We start from the raw sequence: 21349 nt of genomic DNA, 5'->3' as shown, positions 1-21349 counted from the left end.
AGTCAATAGACTTGTGGAACGATGAGGGTTCACGCGGGTCCCGGCCGGAGCCCGGCCGCGCCCGCGCGATACTGGTCAGCGTTCCATGGACGGGCGCGCCCGAGAAGGGCCACGAGGAGGAGCACATGGCCCCAACCGGCGAGGACGCGGCGCATCCGGAGCCGAGGTTCCGGCGACGGCGCGAACTCGGCGCGGCGAGCGCGCGGTCGCTGCTGCTGACCCTGCTGGGCGAGTTCGTCCTGCCCGGCGGCGAGCCGGTGTGGACGGCGGCGTTCCTGCGCGCGCTCGGACTGCTCGGCGTCGAGGAGAAGGCCGTCCGGCAGGCACTCGCCCGCAGTGCCGCCGAGGGCTGGCTCGCCGGAGAGCGGCACGGCCGGCGCACCGCCTGGCGGCTCACCCCCGCCGGGGAGCGGCTCCTCACCGACGGCACCGAGCGCATCTACGGTTTCGGCCGCCCGGTCGGCGCGTGGGACGGGCAATGGCTCCTGGTGCTGGCCACCGTCCCGGAGACGAGCCGGCGCCTGCGCCACCTGCTGCGGACCCGGCTCGCCTGGAGCGGTCTCGGCAACCTCTCCCCCGGCGTGTGGGTCAGCCCGCACCCGGAGCGCGAGGCCGAGGTCCGGGAGGTCCTCGCCGAGATCGGCGTCGCCGACGGCTCCACCCTGTTCGTCGGGCGGCTCGGCGACCTGGCCGAGGCGCGGCGCGTGGCCCGCCGCGCATGGGACCTGGAGGAGATCGAGCTCGCCTACGAGGACTTCCTCGACGCCGTCCGCGCGCTGCGTCCCGCCGACGACCCGGGGACGTTCGCCGCGCACACCAGGCTCGTCCAGGAATGGCGCCGGTTCCCGTTCCTCGACCCCGGCCTGCCTGCGGCGCTCCTCCCGGACGACTGGAGCGGCTCGCAGGCGTTCGCGCTCTTCCACGAGCGGCACGACACCTGGCGCCCCATCGCCGACCGCCAGTGGAAGGCCATGAGCGCCTGAGGGCGGCCGGTCCGCGGCTCGGCGTGTAGGCGGCGCGTCCCCGGGAAGTCGGGTAGGGGCCGGCGTCGTCGATGGGAGTCGTGGAATGGCCAGCTTGATAGGACGGAACCTGCTCGCCGGAGCGGAGCCCGACGTCGCCGCCGACTCCGGCTACACCGACCACCCGCCCCGCATGGGGTTCTTCACCGACACGTCCGTGTGCATCGGCTGCAAGGCGTGCGAGGTGGCGTGCAAGGAGTGGAACGCCGTACCCGAGGACGGCCTCGAGTTCACCGGGATGTCCTACGACAACACGCAGGGGCTTGGCGCCGACACCTGGCGGCATGTCGCGTTCATCGAGCAGAACAAGCCGATCGGCCAGAACGAGACCGGCGTCGACCACGGCGACGGGCAGGCCGCCGCACAGGACACCGCGCAGGGCGCCGGGGGCATGCGCTGGCTGATGGCCTCCGACGTGTGCAAGCACTGCACGCACGCCGCCTGCCTGGACGTGTGCCCCACCGGCTCGCTGTTCCGCACCGAGTTCGGCACGGTGGTCGTCCAGGAGGACATCTGCAACGGCTGCGGGTACTGCGTGCCCGCCTGCCCCTACGGGGTCATCGACCAGCGCAAGGGCGACGGGCGGGTGTGGAAGTGCACCCTGTGCTACGACCGGATCGGGGTGGGGCAGGAGCCCGCCTGCGCGAAGGCGTGCCCGACCGACTCGATCCAGTACGGGCCGCTGGACGAGCTGCGCGAGCGGGCCGCGATGCGCGTCGACCAGCTCCACGGCCTCGGCGTCGAGGACGCGCGCCTCTACGGGCACGACCCGGACGACGGCGTCGGCGGCGACGGCGCCTTCTTCCTGCTGCTGGACGAGCCGGAGGTGTACGGGCTCCCACCGGACCCGGTCGTCACCACGCGCGACCTGCCGTCCATGTGGCGGCACGCCGGTGTGGCCGCCGCCGCGCTGCTCGGCGGGCTCGCCGCCGTCTTCGCCGTCCACGGCAGCAGGGGAGGCGTCCGATGAGCTCGTCGGAGGTCGGCAAGGAAGGTGTTCGGGGCGAGCGGCCCGGCCGTGAGGCCGAGATCGGCAAGGGCCTGCGCCCGCAGGGGCGGCGCGGGAGGCGCCGGGGCCGGCGCGGCGAGAAGGCGATGGTGCCGGAGGCCGAGTTCACCTCGTACTACGGCAAGCCCGTCCTGAACCCGCCGGTGTGGAAGCCCCTCGACGTAGCCGGGTACTTCTTCTTCGGCGGCCTGGCCGGAGCGGGCTCGGTGCTCGCCGCCGGCGCCGAGCTCACCGGGCGCCCGGCCGCCGCGCGGGCCCTGAAGATCTCCTCGCTGGCCGCCATCGGCGCGTCGACGGCCGCACTGGTCCACGACCTCGGGCGACCGGAGCGGTTCTACAACATGCTGCGCGTCATGAAGCCGACGTCGCCGATGAGCGTCGGCTCGTGGCTGCTGGCCGTCTACGGCCCCGCCGTCGGCGCCGCCGCCGCGTCGGAGGTGACCGGGCTGCTCCCGCGCCTCGGCCGGGCCGCCACCGCCGGAGCCGCCGTGCTCGGCCCCGCCGTCGCCGCCTACACCGCCGTGCTCGCCGCCGACACCGCCGTCCCCGCCTGGCACGAGGCGCACCGCGAGCTGCCGTTCGTCTTCGTCGGCTCGGCGGCGGCCGCCGCCTCCGGGATGGCGCTGGTCGCCGCGCCCGTCCGGGAGAACGGCCCGATGCGCAGTGCCGCCGTGTTCGGCGCCGGGCTGGAACTGGCCGCGGCGAAACTGCTGGAGCGCCGGGCCGGGCTGGCGGCCGAGCCGTACAAACGGGGCAAAGGCGGGGCCTTCATGCGCGCGGGCGAGATCCTCTCGGCGGCGGGAACCGCGGGCTGCGTCCTGTTCGGCGGGCGCAACCGGGCCGCGGCGGCGCTGAGCGGGGCGGCCCTCCTGGCGAGTTCCGCGTGCACGCGTTTCGGTGTCTTCCACGCCGGCGTGCAGTCGGCCGTGGACCCCAAGTACACCGTCGTTCTCCAGCGGGAACGCCTCGCCGCGCGCGGTCCCGCGTCCGCCTCCTGAGAGGTGCCGCCTTTCTGCAAGTTCATTGAAATCTTGCGCAAGCTCTTGACCTGACTGCAAGAAGAGAGCATTCTCGCGTTGCTCGCGGACGGCCGTCCCCCACCCCCTCAGGCGCCCGCCAGGCGCCCTGTGACAGGAGTTCGCCGAACATGTCTGCCAACGACGCGCCACGCGCAAGAGTCCCCCGCGCAAGAGCCCCCCGCCGCCGGTCGCTGCTCGCCGCCGGCCTCCTCGTCCTCGCCGGGACGGCGCCCGCCGCCGTCCTGCTCCCCGACCGCCCCGCCAGAGCCGCCGCCTCCCTCAACGCGAGCGACGTCACCGCCAACCTCTGGGAGTGGAACTGGCCGTCCGTCGCGGCCGCGTGCACCGACCACCTCGGGCCCGCCGGGTACGGGGCCGTCCAGGTCGCGCCGCCCGCCGAGTCGGTCAGCCTCGCCTCCACCAGCGACGGCGCCCACCCGTGGTGGGAGGTGTACCAGCCGGTCTCCTACGGCCTGACCAGCAGGCTCGGGACCCGGGCCCAGTTCTCCGCCATGGTCAACGCGTGCCACGCCGCGGGCGTCCGCGTCTACGTGGACGCGGTGGTCAACCACATGGCGGGCCGCAACAACACGGTGAACACCACCTACGGCGGCTCGACCTTCGATCCCGGCGGATTCGCCTACCCCGCCGTCCCGTACGGGTACAACGACTTCCACCACGCCAACGACGGGTACTGCAACGACGACGACGCCGGCATCGACGACTGGAACAACACCTCCGAGGTGCAGAACTGCGAGCTGGTCTCGTTGTCGGACCTCAAGACCCAGTCGGAGTACGTGCGCGACAAGATCACCGGATACCTCAACGACCTGATCGGCCTCGGCGTGGACGGGTTCCGGGTCGACGCCGCCAAACACGTCGCGCAGAGCGACTTCGCCGCCATCAAGAGCGGCCTGCACGCCACCACCGCCGAGGGTAAGGCGCCCTACATCGCACAGGAGGTCGTCCCAGGGGCGACCACGGCCGAGCTGAAGCCGTCGGCGTTCACCGGGAACGGCGACGTCCTCGGGTTCTCCTACGCGCGGGGCCTGAAGACCCAGTTCCAGAACGGGACGCTGTCGAACCTGTCGGGCATCCCCTCCTGGTCGCTGGACGCGGACGGCTCCCGCACCTTCGCGATGGTCACCAACCACGACACCGAGCGGGACGGGTCCACGCTCAGCTACAAGAACGGCTCCGACTACACGCTGGCGACCTACTTCCTGCTGGCCTACCCGTACGGCAAGCCCTCGGTGTACGACGGGTTCGCCTGGTCGTCGGCCGGGCAGTCGCCGCCCGCCGACTCCAGCGGGTTCGTCACCGCCGCGAACTGCTCGAACGGCTGGCAGTGCCTCTCCCGCTCCACCGGCGTGAAGGGCATGGTCGGCTGGCACAACGCGACCGCGTCCGCCGCATCGGTCGGCAACTTCACGGCGACCGCGTCCAACGTCATCGGGTTCAGCCGCGGCTCCAAGGGCTGGATCGGCCTCAACGACTCCTCCGCGCCGTCCACGGCGTCCTACCGGACGGGGCTCGCCGACGGCGTCTACTGCGACGTCATCACCGGCGGCCTCGGATCGGGCGGCTGCCAGGGCACCGCCGTCACCGTGTCGGGCGGGACGGCGACCGTGACGATCCCCGCGAACGGCGCCGTGGCCATCCACGCGGACGCCCGGTCAGGAGGAACCGCGCCGCCCACCTCGGACCCCGGGACCGTCTCCGACACCTTCAACGTCAACGCCACCACGACCTGGGGGACGAGCGTCTACCTCGTCGGCGACGTCCCCGCGCTCGGCTCGTGGGACCCCGCCAAGGCGGTCAAGCTGTCCCCGTCCGGCTACCCGATCTGGAACGGCACGGTGACGCTGCCCTCCAACACCAGGATCGAGTACAAGTACATCAAGAAGACCGACGCCGGGGCCGTGACGTGGGAGAGCGGCGCCAACCGCACCTACACGACCGGCACGTCCGGCCACACCGCGAACGACACCTGGAGATGAGCACCGCCGGGGCCGGTCTCCACGTGTGCGGGAGGCCGGCCCCGGCGCGTGTCAGGCGCGCGGCGTGCGGAAGAGGGTCTCCTGGGTGAGGCTGGCGACGAGCACGCCGTCCCGGCTGTGGATCGTTCCCGTGTACCAGCCGCGCCCGGCGGCGACCGTCTGCGGGACGAGGTCCATCAGCACCCAGTCGTCCATCCGGACGGGCCGGTGGAACCAGACGGCGTGGTCGAGGCTGGAACCCGACCGGGCGGTACCGTCGTGCAGCGCGATCACACCGCTGGAGATGTCGGACAGGTACGTCAGCACGCAGGCGTGCAGCAGGTGGTCGTCCGGCAGCGGAGCAGTGCAGCGCGACCACAGCCGCGTCGGGAAGTCGGCCGCCTCGTAGGGCTGCGGCGGCACCCGGCTCTCCATGGAGAACAGCCGCGGGACCGGCGAGGCCGGAAGGCTCTCCGGGGCCGGCGTCTCCGGCGCCGGATGGACCTGCCGGTCCACGTCGTCGGCGGGCTGCTGGAACGACACCGACATGTTGAAGATGACCTCGCCGCCCTGGAGCGCCACCACCCGGCGCGCGGAGAACGACCGGCCGTCGCGGTCCCGGTCCACCCGGAAGATCGTCGGCCGGGCCGCGTCGCCGCCGCGCAGGAAGTACCCGTGCAGCGAGTGCGGCAGCCGCCCCTCCGGGACGGTGCCCCCCGCGGCGCGCAGCGCCTGCGCCGCCACCTGCCCGCCGTACAGCGGGTACGGGTCGTCGAACACGAGCGTGCCCCGGTAGAGGTCCCGGTCGAGCTCTTCCAGATCCAGCAGGTCGAGGACGGAGTGGAGGGCTTCCAACCGCGTTTCGGGCTCTTCGGAGATGGAGGGTCGCACGCCCGTGACGTTATCCGACCCGCACGGACCCCGACCGCGCGGGCATGGGCGGGGCCGGCGGTGACCTGACAAGCGGGCCGGCCGGGCGGCGAACGGCGCCCCGCCGCCCGGCCGGCCTCACCCCTTCTCCCCCCGCATATCCCGCCGCCCGTGGGGCAGATCACAAAAAGTCAGGCCCCACATCGCGTCACATTCAGGCGCGTCCGATCCATCTATCTCTGTGAGCGGCGGTACGGGCGCGGAGAGCTTGGGAGGCGGCATGGACAGTGTGGCGAGGAACTTCGACCTGACGATGCTGTACGCCGCCTACGACGCCTTCCGCCGCGACGCGGCGCGCTTGGAGGCGGCCGCCGGGTCGGAGCGCGGCTGGGCCCCGGTCGTGAACGGCTGGCCCCTGTTCACCGCCCACTGGCGGCTCCAGGACCACGCCGAGAAGAACGCCCTCTGGACGGTCATGTACGCCAAGGACGCCGACGCGCCCGGGCGGGTCGGCGTCGTCCTCGACGCCATGGCGGCGCAGGCGCTGAAGGTCGTCCCGATGATCGACGGCCTCGACGCGGCGCTGGAGCACCGCGACCGCGGCACGTTCGCCCGGTACGCGCGCGACCTCAGGGCGTCGGTGGAGGCGCTGCTCGACTTCAAGGAGTCGAACGTCCTGCCGCTGATCCAGGAGACCCTCACCCCGTTCGAGTGGGGCACCTTCGACGTGGAGTTCCGCCGTGAACTGGGCCTGCGCGGGCTCGGCGTGTTCCTGCCCTGGCTGCTGGACGGCGCCTCCGACGGCACTCGCCGCGCCGTGCTGCGGCTCCTCCCGCCGCCGGTCCGGCTCTGCTACCGGGCGCGCTGGCGCCCCCGCTACCGGCGCCGCGGCGGGCTCACCGCCCCGGCGTGCTGACCCCGTCCCGCTGACGCCCGCCGGGCCGCTCCCGGTGTGACGCAGTCCACATTCCGAGATGTCACATTTGCCCGCCGGGGTGAGTCTCATTCCCAGATGCGCCACTGCCACAGTGCGACGGAGGGATGCGGACCATGGCGGGAACGAGGACGCCCGGCGGAGCGGGGGTCGGCACGCGGAAGCCGCCCGGAGGAGTGGACGCCGCGGCGCGGGCACTGGACGAGCGGTTCGGCACCACCGGCTTCGCCCGCAAGGCGATGCGCAAGGCCTTCCCGGACCAGTGGACCTTCCTGCTCGGCGAGATCGCGATGTACTCCTTCGTGGTCATCCTGCTGACCGGGGTGTACCTGACGCTGTTCTTCAAGCCGAGCATGAACGAGGTCGTCTACAACGGCTCGTACACGAGGCTGCAGGGCGTGGAGATGAGCGAGGCCTACGCCTCCGCCCTCAGGATCAGCTTCGATGTGCGGGGCGGCCTGCTCGTCCGGCAGATCCACCACTGGTCGACGCTCATCTTCATGGGCGCGATCCTCGTGCACCTGCTGCGCAACTTCTTCACCGGCGCGTTCCGCAAGCCCCGCGAACTGAACTGGCTCATCGGCATCCTCATGTTCATGCTGGTGATGCTGAACGGCCTGTTCGGCTACTCGCTGCCGGACGACCTGCTCTCCGGCACGGGCCTGCGCATCCTGGAAGGCGTGCTCGCCTCGCTCCCGCTGGTCGGCTCGTACGCGGTGATGTTCCTGTTCGGCGGCGAGTACCCGGGCACCGACATCATCCCGCGCCTGTACGTCATCCACGTGCTGCTGATCCCCGGCATCCTGGCCGCGCTGATCCCGCTGCACGCCGTCGTGCTGACCTGGCGGCAGACGCACACGCAGTTCCCGGGCAAGGGCAGCTCGAACACGACCGTGCGCGGCTACCCGTTCTTCCCCGTCTTCATCGCGAAGACGACGGCGTTCTTCCTCTGGGTGGCGGGCGTGACGACGCTGCTGGCCGCGTTCTTCCAGATCAACCCGATCTGGCTGTTCGGCCCCTACGACCCGGGCGCGATCAGCTCCGGGTCGCAGCCCGACTGGTACATGGGCTGGCTGGAGGGCGCGCTGCGGATCATGCCGTCCTGGGAGATCAGCGCCTGGGGCCACACCGTCGCGATGAGCGTGGTCGTCCCGGCCCTCGTGGTGCCCGGGCTGCTGTTCACCGGCCTCGCCGTCTACCCGTTCCTGGAGCGCTGGGTGACCGGCGACGACCGGATCCACCACCTGCTGGACCGGCCGCGCGACGTCCCGGCGCGCACCGGTGTCGGCGTCGGCGGCGTCGTCTTCTACGGGACGCTGTGGATCGCGGGCGGCAACGACGTCCTCGCCCACAGCTTCGACATCCCGCTGTTCTGGACGACCTGGTTCTTCCGCGTCCTCATCATCCTCGGCCCGGTGCTGGCCTACGTCGTCACCTACCGCCTCTGCGTCGGCCTCCAGCGCCGCGATCTCGGCCTGGCCCAGCATGGGCTGGAGACAGGCGTGATCCGCCAGTCGCCGGAGGGCGGGTTCAGCGAGGTCGAGCGCCCGCTGCCGGACGAGGCCATCGCCGCGATCACCGATCCGCGCCCGGCGCCCGCCGTCGACCTGGACGTCCCGCCGCCCCGGAACGGCGTCGACAGCCCGCGCGGCCGCACCGCCGGAGGGCGTCTGCGCGCCGCCCTCAACCGCCGCTTCCGCGCCGACCTGGCCACCGTGCCCGAGCGCCCCGCTCCCGCTGCGGGCGCGCTCGAGGCGGGCGAGGAGCGGCCGGCCGCCGGGGAGAAGGCGTCCTCACGCTGACGCGGAGCGCTCGAAGAGGAGGCGGATGACCGGGTCGGCGGCCCTCACAGGGTCGTCGCCGAGGTCGCGCAGTGCACCGCTCAGCCACAGGTGGGCGAAGCCGTGCACGATCGACCAGGCGGCGATCCCGGCCGTCCGGTCGTCCGCGGGACGGCCGGGCGCGGCCCCGCGGACCCCCTCGGCCAGGACCCGGGCGGCGCGGTCGCGGGCGGCGGCCACCTCCGGGTCGTCGGGGCGGTAGAGCGCGGGCGTGAACATGACCTCGAAGTGGACCCGGTGCTCGACCGCGAACCGCACGTAGGCGAGCCCGACGGCGTGCAGGTCGCTCCCGGCGGCCTCCAGGGCGTCCGCGAACAGCGTGTACCCGTCGGCGGCGACGGCCGTCAGCACGCCGGTCTTGTCGCCGAAGTGGTGCGCGGGCGCGGCGTGCGACACCCCGGCGCGTCGCGCGAGCTCGCGCAGGCTCCACGCCGCCGGGCCCGCCTCGGCGATCGCCTCGACCGCGGCGCCGAGCACGGCGCGCCTCAGGTCGCCGTGGTGGTAGCCGTCGCCCATGCCGTCAGTCCTGCTCCTTGGCGAACTCGCGGAGGCGGGCGAGGTCGACCACGGTGATCCTGCGCCAGCCGGTGCGGATCAGGCCCTCGCGGCGCAGCCCGCTGAGCGCGCGGGCGACGGTCTCCCGCGAGGCGTCCATCCAGCTGCCGAGCTCCTCCTGCGACAGCGGCGGCCCGATCTCGATCGACCCGTCCGGCGCGGGCGGCGCGTGGTGCACCGAGCGTTCGGCCAGGTCGGCCAGCAGGGCCGCGAGGCGTTGCGGGCCCCGGCTCGTGATGTGCGCGGTCAGCCGCCGGTCGGAGTCGTCCATGCGCCGGACGAAGGTGCCGGTGACGAGCATCCACACGTCGGGGTGCGCGTCCAGGAACCCGGTGAACCGGGCCGCGGGCACGACCAGGGCGCGGATCGGGGACAGCGCGGTGACCGTCGCGGCGCGCGGGCGCCCGCCGAGCACCGCGCTCTCGGCGAGCAGGTCGCCGGGGCCGCGGACGGCCAGCACCACGTCGTGGCCGTCCTCGGTGGAGGAGGTCACCTTCGCCCAGCCCCGCTCGATCACGATCACGTGGTCGGACTCGTCGCCCTGGTACACCAGCGGCGCCTTGACGGGGAACGTCCGGGGGCGCGCGGCGGCGCGCAGCGCGGTCCGCTGCGCGGGGTCGAGCGCCGCCCAGAACGCGGGAGGCGGAGAGGACGCCGCGTACGGTGCCAACTGCCGCCTCCTTTTCCCGGGGTCATCTGAACTGTAAACCCGCGGGACCTCACTTGGGGACGGCGAGCAGCCGCACGGCGAGCCCCGTGAAGACCGTCCCGCTGAAGATGTTCAGGCCGCGGGCGACGCGGCGGCTGCGCCGCAGCAGGGCCGCGAGGCGGCCGGAGAGCAGGCCGACGGAGGCGTCCACTGCCAGGCCGATCAGGACCAGGGTGACGCCGAGGAGGAGCAGCTGCACCATCGGGTGCCCCATGGAGGGGTTCACGAACTGCGGCAGGAAGGCGATGTTGAAGAGGATCACCTTGGGGTTCAGCAGGTTCGTGACGACGCCCTGCCAGAACGCGCGGAGCCGCCCGGGGCCGACGGGAGCCGCCTCCTCGCCGGGTTCGCCGCGGTCCCGGAACGACTTGACCGCGAGGTACAGCAGGTAGGCGGCGCCCGCCCAGCGCAGCACGTGGTACAGGGCCGGCAGCGCGGTGAACAGGGCGGAGAGCCCGAGCGTCGCGGCGACGGCGTGCGTCAGGGCGCCGGTGGCGACGCCCACCGCGGCCATCACGCCCGTCAGCGGGCCGCCGCGGCCGCCCATCGCGACGATGAACATCATGTCGGGTCCGGGCGTGACGCAGAGCGCGAAGGCGGCGACGACGAACGCCGCGTACAGGGATGGGTCCACCATGCCGAAATCATGCGGTACGAGGACCCCGCCCCGCGAGCCCATTACCGCCCGCCGCGCTCGCGCCGCCCGCCCCCGCGACCTCGGGCGTCAGCCCGCCAGAGGCGGCTGGGCCTCGATCGTCAGGGCCTCGTGGTCGAAGGACAGGTATCCGCCGATCTTCGCCGCGTCCTCCAGGGGCTCCTCGTACGACCAGGCGGCGTCCTCGGCCCCCTCCAGCGACCAGTACGTCGCCTGGCCCTTGTACGGGCAGAAGGTCCGCTTCTCGCTGCGGGTCAGCAGGTCGCGGCGGACGTCCTCGGCCGGGATGTAGAAGCGGTTGGGCAGCCCCGTCTCCGACAGCAGCTTCGGCCGCGCGGTCTCCGCGACGACCTCGCCGTCCAGCAGCACCCGGACGCGCCGGGACGTGGCGCGGGCGTCGACGCGGTGGAACGGGTCGCGCAGATGGCCGTGGACCTCCTCGTCCTCGTCGAACCAGGCGTCCATCCGGTTCCAGTAGAAGGCCATGTGGCCGCGCAGCCACGCCGCCTCCGGCTTCGGGTCCGGATAGCCCCAGACCGCGTTCTCGGCCGCCCGGTCGCCCACCCGCACCGTCCAGTACACGGCGTCGCCCTTGAACGGGCAGTGCGTGGTGTGGACGGTCTTCTCCAGCAGGTCGGCCCGCACGTCCTCCTCGGGGACGTACAGGACGGGCAGCAGCCCGGTCTCGTGCAGGAACTTCCCGCGCTCGGTGTCCAGCACCGTCTGCCCCGCGAACCGGGCGCGGACCCGGCGGGGGAAGTCGTGCATGAACAACCGGTGCGCGGGTCCGTCGATCGTGAAGTTGACCTCGTCGCCGGGCGAGCCGGCGAGGGGGCCCGGCTGCATGGTCAGGGACATGGCGCGGCTCCTCGATTACTAGACGCCGGTCGGCATCGTCTCCAGTTCACCACGGCGCGCCGCCTCCAGGTGCAGCGGCAGGAGGGCAGAGGTGATGCGGAACCAGCACAGCGCGTCGTAGCGTTCGGCGAGCCTCGTCGGGACGTACTGGCGCCGGTCCAGGTCCGGGTCGTACACGACGCCGATGGCGCGGTGCCCGAGCGTCCCGGTGAGGAAGGCGGGCTTGTCCGGCTCCGGAGGCACGATGAACATCCCCCGGTGCAGCTCCGACTCCGCCAGCACCTCCTCCAGCGAGCCGCGCTCGGGCGGCGGGACGTGCATGACCTCCATCGGGGCGCCCCAGGCCGGCGCGGCGACGACCTCGCCGGGACCGCCCGCGAACCCGACCAGCACGACGCCGTCCGCCCCGTGCCGCTCCCTGGCGAGCTGGCCGAGGTTGACCATCCCGGCGGCGGCCATGTCGGTCGCCCGCGCGTCGCCCACATGGGTGTTGTGCGCCCACACGACGGCCTTTCCGCCGCGGTGGAAGTCCACCAGCCGGTCCAGCGTGTCGGCCATGTGGACGTCCCTGATGTTCCACGACTCCGGCCCGCCGTCGATCATGGTGCGGTAGTAGCGTTCGGCGCCCACCGCCACCTCGGCGTTCTGCCGGGCGTCGAACTCCTCCTCCGGGTCGCCGGCGTGCCCGGTCGGCGCCGGACGGCGCAGGTCGCCCAGCAGCGCGAGGACCTCGGCCGCGCAGCCGTCCGGGACCAGGGCCGTGTTCCACCCGTAGGAGCGCGGGTCGCGGCCGTGCGGCTCGAAGCAGCGGTAGGCCTCCAGCGCCGTCTCCAGGTACTCGGGGCGGTGGCTCGCCAGGTAGTCGACGACCGCCCGCAGCGACTCCCACAGGCTGTAGACGTCCAGGCCGTAGAAGCCGACCCGCTCGCCCGGGGGGAGGCCGGCGTTGCGGTCGCGCAGCCACCGGCAGAACTTCACGGTCTCCTCGTTGGCCCACATCCACGTCGGCCAGCGCTCGTAGGCGTCCAGGACGCTGCGCGGGTCCTCCGGCGCCCCGGGCGCGAGCGTCACGCTGCGGCCGACCCGGCGGCAGTCGGGCCAGTCGCCCTCGACGGCGACGAACGAGAAGCCGCGCTCGGCGACCAGCCGCCGGGTCAGCGCGGCCCGCCACGCGTAGTACTCGTGGGTGCCGTGGCTGGCCTCGCCGATCAGCACGTACCGGGCGTCCCCGATCCGGTCGAGCAGCGGGTCCAGGTCCTCGGCGTACTCCAGCGGCAGCGCCGCTCCGAGCACGTCTTCGGCGGCGGCGTGGCTTCCCGGGCGTTGCATGGCGGCGTCCCCCTCGTGTCCTCCGGCGTTTTCGGCTCGTCTTACTCGCGTTCCCGGGATCGGCCGGTTCGATTCGCCCCCGCCGCGGATCGGCGGCGAAGGGCCGCGGCGGGCGGTACGGCTACACCTCGCGCCGGATGCCGGTCGTGCGGGCGCGGTAGTCGCTCGGGCTCAGCCCGTAGGCGGCGCGGAACGCGCGGCTGAACGCGGCCGGGTCCGGCAGGCCCCAGCGGTTCGCGATCGCGCCGATCCGCTGCGTGCCGAGGAACGGGTCGCCGAGCTCGCGGCGGCAGTGCTCCAGGCGGCGGGTGCGGATGTAGCGGGCGACGGTCGTGCCGGTCGGCTGGAACACCCGGTACAGCTGGCGGACGGAGATGTGGTGCGCGGCGGCGACCGCGGCCGGGCTCAGCGACGGGTCGTGCAGGCGCGCCTCGATCCACTCCTCGATCGTCCGCAGCATCTCCGCTCCCTCCGGCGACCGGGACGGCGGCGCGCCCAGCCACTCGCTCGCCGCGCCGGTGACCAGCTCGACCAGCGCTCCGCCGAGGTGGTGGGCGTAGATCTCGTCGGCCGCGCCGCCGGGCGGGCCGCCCGCCGCGGGGCCGCCCCGGCCGGCGTCCTCGGCGCCGCTCTCGGCCAGGGCGCCGAGGAAGGACGAGACGAGCCGCCCCGTCCGGGCCCGCCCGCCCAGCAGGGTGCCGCCGAACGCGGCGAGGCGCTCCGGCGGCAGCGGGACGGCGCTGTGCGGGATCACGACCGTGAAGATGTGGTGGGCGTCGAACGAGATCTCGACCGGCCGGGTGAGGTCGTAGAACACCACGTCCCCCGCCCCCACCACGGCGCGGCGGCCGTTCTGGCGGAGGACGCACGAGCCCCGCAGCACCAGCCCGAGCTTGTAGCACTCGCGGGTGTCGCGGGCGATCTGCCGGGCGCTGCGCCGCACCGCGTGCGCGGGCGCGTGCACGTCGCCGGCCTCGACCGGGCCCAGCGCCCGGCCGCTCAGCCGGGCGGCGAACCCGCCGGGCAGGCGCGGCTGGACGTGGAACGGCCCGAAGGCCGAGCTGATCAGGTGGCGCCAGTAGTCCGCCTGGTCGCGGGCAGGGCGGTCCGAGGTGTCGACGAGCGTGGGCATGGCGCTCCTCCGGTCGGGGGTCTCGGACGCCACCCGCAAGGCTTCTACGGCCCGTCAGGAAGGTCAATGAGCGAGTCAGCACGACGCTCCGGCCCGGCTTTGGCACTCGCCGCCAAAGTCGCGGCACGCAGCGCCAAGACCGCCCCTCTCCCGGCGGCTTATACATGTCCCGGACCGACTCCCAGGGAGCCCCGCCAACCGGAAGATCCCGGAACGACCCCCGAGAGGAACCCCCATGCCAGCAGGCGAGCAGGAAACCGGCACCGGCCACGAGCACGGCACCGGCCACGGCTCCGGCGACGGCCAGGAGCACGGCATCAGCCGCAAGAACTTCATCGTCGCCGCGGGCGCGGCGGGGGTCGGCGCGCTCGCGCTGCCCACCGCCGTGTCGGCGGTGGCCGCGCCCGCGCAGGCCCGCGCGGAGCAGCGGCCGCTCACCCCGACGCCCAAGTGCGACGACGGGGACGACTCCCCCACCCACTCCCAGATGGAGGGCCCCTACTTCAAGCCCGGCTCCCCCGAGCGCTCGTCGATCGTGACGCCCGGCATGCCGGGGACGCCGCTCACCGTGTCCGGGATCGTCTACTCGATGTCGTGCACGCCGGTGGCCCACGCCCTGCTGGACTTCTGGCAGGCGGACTATTACGGCAATTACGACAACTACGGCTATACGCTACGTGGGCATCAATACACGGATGCATCGGGACGATTCACCCTCAGGACGATCGTGCCCGGCCTCTACCCCGGCCGCACCCGGCACATCCACGTGAAGGCGCAGGCCCCCTACCAGCCGATCCTGACGACGCAGCTGTACTTCCCGAACGAGCCGCGGAACGCCTCCGACATGCTCTACGACCCCGCGCTGCTCATGCAGGTCCAGACGGTCCCCGGCGGGCGCACCGCGAAGTTCGACTTCGTCCTCCAGGTGCCCTGACCCGGGTCCGCGGCCCGATTCCGTCACCGCTCCCGCGGAATCCCGCCCCCGCCAAGGCACCGGCGCGCCTCGGCGGGGGCTCCCGCATGTGACGCTGCGGGGGCTCCCGCATGTGACGCTGCGGGGGCTCCCGCGTCTGATACTGCGGGGGCTCCCGCTTTGTCGCGGCGGAGTTCCCCGCCGTCACTGCATGGCCCTCGCCTGCGGTGTCCTGCGGCGTCTCCCGGCGGTCCTATCCAGGCGCCTCCGCCGATTCGCCGGGGAACGGGACCGAGACGTGATGCGAATCGGCCGCGAAACGGCAAAGGAATGGATAGTCTCCCACCGATCACTTTTGGTTGTGTAAGGAATCTGGGAGCACACGCCGCATGAGCGCTGCCAACCGGGCACAGGTCATCACACGGTGGGGGGCCATCGCCTTCATGGCGGCCGCGGTCCTGACCGCCACCGCCGGTGGCTTCGCCCAGTCCTATGCCGGTCTCTACCACTGGGCCCTGGAACACGGCCTCCGGGGCTGGAAGGCCGAGTCGTTCCCCCTGCTGGTCGACCTGTTCATCATCGTCGGCGAGCTCGGGCTCTTCCTGCTGGCGATCGACGCCTTCGTCATCAAGCGCCGGGCCCTGATGAGCTGGCTCGACTTCTGCCTGCCGCTGACCATCGCCCTCGCGGGCTGGACGGCCAGCCTCATCTTCAACGTCGGCCACGTCGGCCACAAGACCTTCTCCTTCCAGGCGACGGCGGCGGTCCCGCCGATCGTGTCGATGCTCGGCCTGTTCGTCCTGCTGCGGACGCTGCACCGGTACGTGTCGCAGAAGACCGAGGAGGAGGAGACCAAGCAGCCCGAGCCGCAGACGCGCGCGATCGCCGGACCGGTCACGCTGAACCAGATCACGCTGATGCCGCTGCGCAACACCGGCCCGTTCCCGCAGATCCAGGTCCCCGGGTACTCCGGCAAGGCCATCGAGTCCGGGACCTCGGGCCGGGCCGAGGCCAAGGCCGCGCCCGCGGCGGAGCCCGCCCAGGCCCCGGCCGCCTCGGCTCCGGCCGCGGCCCCCGCCGCCCCGAAGGCGCCCGAGCCCGCGCCCGCCCCGGCCCCCGAGCCGGAGCCCGAGCTGGCCGTGGTCAGCGCCGCGTCGCGCGGCAGCCTCAACGGACGCAGCTCCTACGGCACCACCGCCGAGGAGGAGGCGCCCGCCGGGCCCTCGCCTGAGAACCTGCGGTCCCTCGTCATCGACATCCTGGAGCGCCGCCACGGGGACGTCGCCGCGACGCTCGCCGAGGTCCGGGCCCAGGGCTACCGCTGCGACGAGACCGAGATCCAGCGGATCAGCGACAACCACTGGTTCCCGTACGCGGTGTACCGGCTGCTGGCCAAGCACCACGGCGACGGCGAACTGGTCGCCCAGGAGCTGAACGCCCAGGGCATCGTCTACGACCAGGCGACGCTGGACGCGCTCGTCCAGTCCTGGCGCGTCTGACCCCGCGCCCTTCCGCGCGTCACGGCCCGGCCGCCCGCCACCGCGGGCGACCGGGCCGCGCCGTCTCCCAGGACGCGCCGCCTCGGGCCGGACTAGGAATCGCCGTGCCGCTCCTGGGGCGGGCCGGTCCGCAGCCGCGCGTGCAGGCCGCCGTCCACGCGCAGGACGTGCCCGTTGAGCCGCGCCGCCGCCGGGGACGCCAGGAACAGGGCCGCGTCCGCGACCTCCTCCGGCGCGGTGGTGCGTCCGGCCGGGATGTCGGTCGCGGGCCGGACCTCCTCGCCGACGCTGGCGGGCGCGATGCAGTTCGCGCGGATGCCGAGGCCGCCCAGCTCCACCGCGATCGCCCGGCTGAGCGCCTCGATCCCCGCCTTGGTCACGTCGTAGGCGCTCTGGTTCTCGTGCGCGCGCGACCCGCCCGGCGAGGACAGGCTCACGATCGTCCCGCCGCGCCCGGCGTCCCGCCAGTGGCGGACCGCCCGCACCGACAGCAGGTACGCCGAGCGCAGGTTCGCGGCCATCACGGCGTCCCACACGGCGGCGTCGATGTCGATGAACGGGGTGCGCACCCCGGTCATCGCCGCGTTGTTGACGAGCACGTCCAGGCCGCCGTCCTCCAGGATCCTGGCGAAGACGGCGTCGGCGACGTCCTCGCGGGCGAGGTCGCCGGCCATCGTCGCGACCCGCGGATCGCCGCGGTAGAGCTTGAGGCCGTCGGCGTCCACGTCCACGGCGAGGACGTCGGCGCCCGCGCCCGCGAAGCGCCGCACCAGCGCGCGGCCGATCAGCCCCGCCGCGCCGGTGACCAGCACCCGCTCCCCCGTGCAGTCGAACCGGACAGCGCTCATTCCGCCGGAGCCTCCCTCACCTGCGCGACGATCTGCGTCGGGTTGACGAACACCAGGGCGATGACCAGCAGCACCGCCGACAGCGCCATGTAGATCACGGCCATCGCGTCGATGGCCTGGGCGGCGCGGATCCCGGGCGTGAACGCCGCGCTGTAGAGCGCGACGACCAGCGTCTGGCTGTCGGCGTCCGCCACCAGGAACGTCAGCTCGAACATGGCGACGGTCCGCACGAGCACCAGGATCCCGGCCGCCAGGATCCCCGGCAGCAGGAGCGGCACCAGCACCCGTGCGAACACCTGCCGGGTGCGGGCGCCGCACATCCGCGCCGCCGACTCCACGTTCGCGTCGATCTGCTCCACGAACGGCGTCATCACCAGGACGACGAACGGCAGCGCCGGGACGAGGTTCGCGGCGACCACACCCGTCATCGTCCCCGCCAGATGCACCTTGTAGAGCACGGTCGCGAGCGGGATCCCGTAGGTGATCGGCGGGAGCACCACCGGGAGCAGCAGCAGGACCATCACGATCCGCTTGCCGGGGAAGTCGCGCCGCGCCAGCGCGTACCCGGCGGGGACCCCGACCAGCAGCGACAGCGCGACCACGATCAGCGTGATCTCCAGGGTCGCGGTCAGCACCTCGCCGAGCGCGAACTCCGCCCACGCGTCGGAGTACCACGCGCCGGTGAAGCCCTGCGGCAGCCACCCGGCGAGCCACCGGGTGCCGAACGAGTTCACGACCACCGACAGGATCAGGGCGGCCAGGTTCACCAGGAAGAACGCGACGCAGAGCCAGACGGTCCAGCCGCTCAGCCTGCCTCTGCGCAGCCCGCGGGGGCGCGTGCCGGCGGTCATGATCCCTTACCTCCCGTCGCGGGCCCGGTGTAGAGGCGGCCGCGCAGCAGCAGCGTGGCCGCGATGACGAGCAGTTCGAACACGCCCATCAGCACGGCGATGGTGGAGGCCATCGAGTAGTCGTACTTCTCGAACGCCGCCTGGTAGGCCGCGATCGCCATGACCCGCGTCTCCCCCGCCGGCTCGCCGACGAGGTTCGCGGACGGGAACACCGAGAACGCCAGCACGAACGCGAGTACGAACGTCGTCGCGAGCCCCGGCGCGAGGAGAGGCAGCACGATCCGCCGCATCCGCTGCCAGGGCCCGGCGCCGAGCGTGGCCGCGGCCCGCTCCAGCGTCGGGTCGATCCCGGACATGTAGGCCAGCACCAGCAGGAACGCGAACGGGAACCCGGTGATGAGCAGTGAGAACAGCACGCCCCAGTAGTTGTAGACGAGCCGGACGGGCTCGTCCACGACGCCGAGGTCGAGCAGGACCCGGTTGAACCATCCCTTGGGGCCGAGGTAGCGCAGCAGGCCGTCCGCGACCAGGACCGTGCCGAGCGTCACCGGCAGGACGAGCAGGGCCGTCAGCACCCGCCGGCCGCGGAACGCCCCGCGCAGCCGGTAGGCGATCGGCACCGACGCACCGACGTTGATCAGCGCGGCGGGCAGCGCGAGCTTGAGCGTCTTCCCGATGGTGCCGCGCTGGTAGGGGTCTCGGAAGAAGTCGGCGTAGTTGCCGAACGGCCCGCCGCCGTTCTTCGGCTGGAGCGACAGCCCCACCCCGTACAGCATCGGGTAGAGGAACAGCAGCCCGACGACGAGCACGGCGGGCAGCAGCAGGAGCAGCACCCGGTCGACGCCGCGCTCGGCGAGCCGGTGCCGCAGGCGGCCGCGCCCTGGTGTGCGCGTCCCGGCGCGGGCGGGGGCCTCAACCGCCATCGCGGACCCCCGTCCCGCCGAGGGCCTCGGCGGTGGGCCCGTCGAGCGCCTCCGCCGCCTCCCGCACGCTCTCCCCGAACACGAGCACGCGTTCGGGCGGGACGGTCAGCGCTACCCGCTCGCCGGGCGCGACCCGTTCCGGCGACCGGAAGTGGATGACGCGTCCTCCGTCGGTCACGCCCTCGGCGGCGACCTCGCGCCCGTGGAACTCCGACACCTCGACCCTGACGGTCACGAGGTTCTCGCCGGTCGCGGTGCCGGGCGGCCCCGCGACCCGGAAGTCCTCCGGCCGGACGGCCGCCACCGCGCGCGGCCCGGCGATCGGCTGCCGGCTCCGGCCGGTCAGGGTCGGGCCGTCGCCGCCGCCGAGCCGGACCCTCCCGTCGCCGGACGCCAGGACCGGCAGCTCCAGCAGGTTCCGGTAGCCCATGAACCCGGCGATGTAGGTGCTGACCGGGTGGGTGTAGACCTCCTCGGGGGTGCCGATCTGCTCCACCTTCCCCGACCGCAGGACCACGACCCGGTCGGCGAGCGCGAGCGCCTCCTCCTGGTCGTGCGTCACGTACACGGTGGTCAGCCCGAGGTCCTGGTGGATGCGCCGGATCTCGGTGCGCATCTGCACGCGGAGCTTGGCGTCCAGGTTGGACAGCGGCTCGTCCATCAGCACGAGCCTCGGCCGGAGCACGATCGCGCGGGCGATCGCGACGCGCTGCTGCTGGCCGCCCGACAGCTGCCCGGGCAGCTTGTCCGCGTGCTCGGTCAGCTCGACGGTGCGCAGGGCCTCGTCCACCCGCCGCGCGGTCTCCGCCTTGCCGACGCGCCGCACCGAGAGCCCGAACGCCACGTTCTTGCGGACGGACAGGTGCGGGAACAGCGCGTAGTTCTGGAACACCATCCCGAACCCGCGCCGCTCGGGCGGCAGCGCGTCGATGCGCTCGTCGTCGAGCCAGATCGCGCCGCCGGACAGCGGCAGGAGCCCGGCCAGGCAGTTCAGCGCGGTCGACTTCCCGCAGCCGGACGGCCCGAGCAGCGCGATGAACTCGCCGCCCTCGATCCGCAGGTCGAACCCGCTCAGCGCGGTCGTCCTCCCGAACCGCCGCGTGACGCCGTCCAGCCGGAGGCGCCCGAAGCCGGCCCCCGCGTCCCTGTCCGCCGCGGTGCCCGCCGTCATGACTTCTTGACCTTCTGCCCGCCGACCTCGCGGTCCCAGCGGTCGAACGCGGCGACGAGCGCCTTGGCGTCGAGCGGCGGGGCCGTGGGGTGGCCGGCGATGAGCGCGTCGTACTCCGGGCGGCCGTATTCCTTGATCGCCTTCTGGCTCTCGGGCGGGGCCATGTCGAGCGTCACGCCCTTCACGGCCGGGCCCGGGTAGAAGTAGCCCTTGTCATAGGTGATCGCCTGCTGCTTCGGCTGGAGCGCGAACTTCATGAGGTCGAGCAGGACGGCGAGCTTCTCGCCGGACACGCCCTTCGGGACGACCATGTAGTGGGCGTCGGTGACCCAGGTGAACCCGTCCAGCGGCTGGATCCGCACGTCCTTCGGCACCTGGCCGAGGACGCGCGGGTTGATGTCCCAGCCGGTGGTGCTGAGGATGATGTCGCGGGTGCCCTCGCCCAGCTCCTTCATCGTCTGCGTGGTGCCGGTCGGGTAGTACTCGATGTACCGGTCGAGGTCCTTCAGGTACGTCCAGGTCTTGGACCAGCCGTTCGCGGGGTCCTTGGGGTCGGAGTCCTTGAGGATGTAGGGCAGGCCCATGAGCCAGGTCCGTCCGGGGCCGGAGTTGGACGGGCGGGCGTACTCCACCTTGTTCGGGTGTGCCTTCGCCCAGGCCAGCAGTTCCTCGGCCGTCTTCGGCGGGTCCGGGACCTTCTTCGGGTCGTACTCCAGCAGGGGGCCTGACGGGTAGTAGGTCACGACGACGCCGCGCCCCTGCGCGAGGTCCTGCATCCGGGAGGCGGGCTCCAGGTACTGCGCTTTCAGGTCCGGCAGCTTGGCGGAGTACTTCCCGACGAGGTCGACCCAAAGGTTCTGCTCCAGGCCGGCCGAGAGGCCGTCCGTGCCGGTCAGCACGAGGTCGATGTCGAGGCGTCCGGCGTCCTGCTGCGCCTTGACCTTGCCGGCCAGCTCGGGCGCGGTGGCCTTGGTGTAGGTGATCCTGCCGAGGAGATCCGGGTGCTCCTTCTTGTAGTTCTCGAAGATCTGCTGGGTGAGCTGGAGGTTTCCGGCGACGTCGATGATGTTGAGGGTGACGGGCTTGGACGGGAGGCGGACGTCGGAGGCGGCGGGCTCGGAGGCGGCCTTGCCGCCCGCGTCGGGCGCCCCGCAGGCGGTCAGCAGCAGGCCGGCGGCGGTGGCGAGGGTGAGGAGTGCGGACCGAGGAGTTCTCATGGGGGTCCTCCAGGC

Annotated in this window: 20 protein-coding genes; 8 read left to right on the top strand and 12 right to left on the bottom strand. The window is 72.9% G+C overall.

From position 1 onward, the window contains the following. Positions 1–125 precede the first annotated feature (125 nt). The 4 genes from K4S16_RS34420 (at position 126) to K4S16_RS34405 (ending at position 5050) form a co-directional block, all read left to right on the top strand. Positions 126–983: a PaaX family transcriptional regulator C-terminal domain-containing protein gene (locus tag K4S16_RS34420; protein WP_149263249.1), complete on the top strand. Its 858-nt coding sequence runs from the start codon at positions 126–128 to the stop codon at positions 981–983. Between the two features lie 172 nt (positions 984–1155). After that, the gene (locus tag K4S16_RS34415; RefSeq protein WP_235037262.1) at positions 1156–1992 is read left to right on the top strand and encodes a 4Fe-4S dicluster domain-containing protein; all 837 of its coding nucleotides are present in this window, start codon (positions 1156–1158) and stop codon (positions 1990–1992) included. Next, positions 1989–3029, top strand: coding sequence for an NrfD/PsrC family molybdoenzyme membrane anchor subunit (gene nrfD, locus K4S16_RS34410; protein ID WP_149263247.1), 1041 nt, complete (start codon positions 1989–1991; stop codon positions 3027–3029). Before K4S16_RS34415 ends, nrfD begins: the two co-directional genes overlap by 4 nt. Positions 3030–3178: 149 nt before the next feature. Beyond that, positions 3179–5050: a carbohydrate-binding module family 20 domain-containing protein gene (locus tag K4S16_RS34405; protein WP_149263246.1), complete on the top strand. Its 1872-nt coding sequence runs from the start codon at positions 3179–3181 to the stop codon at positions 5048–5050. 51 nt (positions 5051–5101) lie between these two features. Here K4S16_RS34405 and K4S16_RS34400 read toward each other — a convergent pair whose 3' ends face one another. Then, positions 5102–5920 carry an acyl-CoA thioesterase II gene (locus K4S16_RS34400; protein ID WP_200842282.1) on the bottom strand — a complete coding sequence of 273 codons (819 nt, stop codon included), beginning with the start codon at positions 5918–5920 and terminating at the stop codon, positions 5102–5104. Positions 5921–6179: 259 nt separating this feature from the next. Between K4S16_RS34400 and K4S16_RS34395 the strand changes: the two genes are divergently transcribed. Next, positions 6180–6815, top strand: coding sequence for a hypothetical protein (locus tag K4S16_RS34395; RefSeq protein ID WP_149263245.1), 636 nt, complete (start codon positions 6180–6182; stop codon positions 6813–6815). Positions 6816–6949: 134 nt separating this feature from the next. Then, entirely contained in the window at positions 6950–8635 is a 1686-nt protein-coding gene (locus K4S16_RS34390) for a ubiquinol-cytochrome c reductase cytochrome b subunit (RefSeq protein ID WP_149263244.1), read from the top strand. Here the strand turns inward: K4S16_RS34390 and K4S16_RS34385 are convergent. The 6 genes from K4S16_RS34385 to K4S16_RS34360 form a co-directional block, all read right to left on the bottom strand. Continuing rightward, on the bottom strand, positions 8627–9190 hold the full coding sequence (locus tag K4S16_RS34385; protein WP_149263243.1) for a TetR/AcrR family transcriptional regulator: 564 nt from the start codon (positions 9188–9190) through the stop codon (positions 8627–8629). The two genes, K4S16_RS34390 and K4S16_RS34385, sit on opposite strands and share 9 nt — an antisense overlap. Positions 9191–9194: 4 nt before the next feature. After that, positions 9195–9899, bottom strand: coding sequence for a Crp/Fnr family transcriptional regulator (locus K4S16_RS34380; protein WP_149263242.1), 705 nt, complete (start codon positions 9897–9899; stop codon positions 9195–9197). A 49-nt stretch (positions 9900–9948) separates the two neighbouring features. Further along, a complete protein-coding gene (locus K4S16_RS34375; RefSeq protein ID WP_149263241.1) occupies positions 9949–10575 on the bottom strand; it encodes a LysE family translocator in 627 nt (208 codons plus the stop codon). An 87-nt stretch (positions 10576–10662) separates the two neighbouring features. Beyond that, positions 10663–11451 carry a DUF427 domain-containing protein gene (locus K4S16_RS34370; protein ID WP_149263240.1) on the bottom strand — a complete coding sequence of 263 codons (789 nt, stop codon included), beginning with the start codon at positions 11449–11451 and terminating at the stop codon, positions 10663–10665. 18 nt (positions 11452–11469) lie between these two features. After that, entirely contained in the window at positions 11470–12780 is a 1311-nt protein-coding gene (locus K4S16_RS34365) for an erythromycin esterase family protein (RefSeq protein WP_149263239.1), read from the bottom strand. 121 nt (positions 12781–12901) lie between these two features. Beyond that, positions 12902–13912 (bottom strand): helix-turn-helix domain-containing protein, encoded by a 1011-nt coding sequence (locus K4S16_RS34360; protein WP_149263238.1) that lies wholly within the window; start codon positions 13910–13912, stop codon positions 12902–12904. Between the two features lie 235 nt (positions 13913–14147). On the opposite strand from K4S16_RS34360, the gene K4S16_RS34355 reads away from it, so the two are divergent. Together K4S16_RS34355 and K4S16_RS34345 are read left to right on the top strand one after the other, a co-directional pair. Beyond that, a complete protein-coding gene (locus tag K4S16_RS34355; protein WP_149263237.1) occupies positions 14148–14846 on the top strand; it encodes a dioxygenase in 699 nt (232 codons plus the stop codon). A 368-nt stretch (positions 14847–15214) separates the two neighbouring features. Beyond that, positions 15215–16324 carry a DUF2637 domain-containing protein gene (locus K4S16_RS34345; RefSeq protein ID WP_149263235.1) on the top strand — a complete coding sequence of 370 codons (1110 nt, stop codon included), beginning with the start codon at positions 15215–15217 and terminating at the stop codon, positions 16322–16324. A gap of 92 nt (positions 16325–16416) precedes the next feature. On the opposite strand, the gene K4S16_RS34340 is transcribed toward K4S16_RS34345, so the two are convergent. From K4S16_RS34340 to K4S16_RS34320, 5 genes are read right to left on the bottom strand one after another with little or no spacing between them, the layout of a single operon-like run. Continuing rightward, positions 16417–17172, bottom strand: coding sequence for an SDR family NAD(P)-dependent oxidoreductase (locus K4S16_RS34340; RefSeq protein WP_149263234.1), 756 nt, complete (start codon positions 17170–17172; stop codon positions 16417–16419). Beyond that, positions 17169–18023 carry an ABC transporter permease gene (locus K4S16_RS34335; protein WP_149263233.1) on the bottom strand — a complete coding sequence of 285 codons (855 nt, stop codon included), beginning with the start codon at positions 18021–18023 and terminating at the stop codon, positions 17169–17171. Before K4S16_RS34335 ends, K4S16_RS34340 begins: the two co-directional genes overlap by 4 nt. After that, positions 18020–18946 carry an ABC transporter permease gene (locus tag K4S16_RS34330; protein WP_149263232.1) on the bottom strand — a complete coding sequence of 309 codons (927 nt, stop codon included), beginning with the start codon at positions 18944–18946 and terminating at the stop codon, positions 18020–18022. Before K4S16_RS34330 ends, K4S16_RS34335 begins: the two co-directional genes overlap by 4 nt. Beyond that, on the bottom strand, positions 18936–20117 hold the full coding sequence (locus K4S16_RS34325) for an ABC transporter ATP-binding protein (protein ID WP_149263231.1): 1182 nt from the start codon (positions 20115–20117) through the stop codon (positions 18936–18938). The genes K4S16_RS34330 and K4S16_RS34325 overlap by 11 nt, the downstream gene beginning before the upstream one ends. Further along, the gene (locus K4S16_RS34320; RefSeq protein ID WP_149263230.1) at positions 20114–21334 is read right to left on the bottom strand and encodes an extracellular solute-binding protein; all 1221 of its coding nucleotides are present in this window, start codon (positions 21332–21334) and stop codon (positions 20114–20116) included. The genes K4S16_RS34325 and K4S16_RS34320 overlap by 4 nt, the downstream gene beginning before the upstream one ends. Between the last annotated feature and the right edge of the window lie 15 nt (positions 21335–21349).

It is taken from the genome of Actinomadura sp. K4S16 (assembly GCF_008327685.1).
GTDB lineage: Bacteria > Actinomycetota > Actinomycetes > Streptosporangiales > Streptosporangiaceae > Spirillospora.
The sequence above is the reverse complement of the archived record's forward strand: the minus strand, read 5'-3'. Positions and strand labels throughout refer to the sequence as shown.

Excerpts from the sequence above, each read along its gene's own strand:
- K4S16_RS34330 (WP_149263232.1), bottom strand. The coding sequence starts at position 18,946 with ATGGCGGTTGAGGCCCCCGCCCGCGCCGGGACGCGCACACCAGGGCGC.
- K4S16_RS34370 (WP_149263240.1), bottom strand. The coding sequence starts at position 11,451 with ATGTCCCTGACCATGCAGCCGGGCCCCCTCGCCGGCTCGCCCGGCGAC.
- K4S16_RS34335 (WP_149263233.1), bottom strand. The coding sequence starts at position 18,023 with ATGACCGCCGGCACGCGCCCCCGCGGGCTGCGCAGAGGCAGGCTGAGC.
- K4S16_RS34345 (WP_149263235.1), top strand. The coding sequence starts at position 15,215 with ATGAGCGCTGCCAACCGGGCACAGGTCATCACACGGTGGGGGGCCATC.
- nrfD (WP_149263247.1), top strand. The coding sequence starts at position 1,989 with ATGAGCTCGTCGGAGGTCGGCAAGGAAGGTGTTCGGGGCGAGCGGCCC.
- K4S16_RS34365 (WP_149263239.1), bottom strand. The coding sequence starts at position 12,780 with ATGCAACGCCCGGGAAGCCACGCCGCCGCCGAAGACGTGCTCGGAGCG.
- K4S16_RS34390 (WP_149263244.1), top strand. The coding sequence starts at position 6,950 with ATGGCGGGAACGAGGACGCCCGGCGGAGCGGGGGTCGGCACGCGGAAG.
- K4S16_RS34385 (WP_149263243.1), bottom strand. The coding sequence starts at position 9,190 with ATGGGCGACGGCTACCACCACGGCGACCTGAGGCGCGCCGTGCTCGGC.
- K4S16_RS34355 (WP_149263237.1), top strand. The coding sequence starts at position 14,148 with ATGCCAGCAGGCGAGCAGGAAACCGGCACCGGCCACGAGCACGGCACC.
- K4S16_RS34340 (WP_149263234.1), bottom strand. The coding sequence starts at position 17,172 with ATGAGCGCTGTCCGGTTCGACTGCACGGGGGAGCGGGTGCTGGTCACC.
- K4S16_RS34375 (WP_149263241.1), bottom strand. The coding sequence starts at position 10,575 with ATGGTGGACCCATCCCTGTACGCGGCGTTCGTCGTCGCCGCCTTCGCG.
- K4S16_RS34420 (WP_149263249.1), top strand. The coding sequence starts at position 126 with ATGGCCCCAACCGGCGAGGACGCGGCGCATCCGGAGCCGAGGTTCCGG.
- K4S16_RS34395 (WP_149263245.1), top strand. The coding sequence starts at position 6,180 with ATGGACAGTGTGGCGAGGAACTTCGACCTGACGATGCTGTACGCCGCC.
- K4S16_RS34405 (WP_149263246.1), top strand. The coding sequence starts at position 3,179 with ATGTCTGCCAACGACGCGCCACGCGCAAGAGTCCCCCGCGCAAGAGCC.
- K4S16_RS34320 (WP_149263230.1), bottom strand. The coding sequence starts at position 21,334 with ATGAGAACTCCTCGGTCCGCACTCCTCACCCTCGCCACCGCCGCCGGC.
- K4S16_RS34415 (WP_235037262.1), top strand. The coding sequence starts at position 1,156 with ATGGGGTTCTTCACCGACACGTCCGTGTGCATCGGCTGCAAGGCGTGC.
- K4S16_RS34360 (WP_149263238.1), bottom strand. The coding sequence starts at position 13,912 with ATGCCCACGCTCGTCGACACCTCGGACCGCCCTGCCCGCGACCAGGCG.
- K4S16_RS34325 (WP_149263231.1), bottom strand. The coding sequence starts at position 20,117 with ATGACGGCGGGCACCGCGGCGGACAGGGACGCGGGGGCCGGCTTCGGG.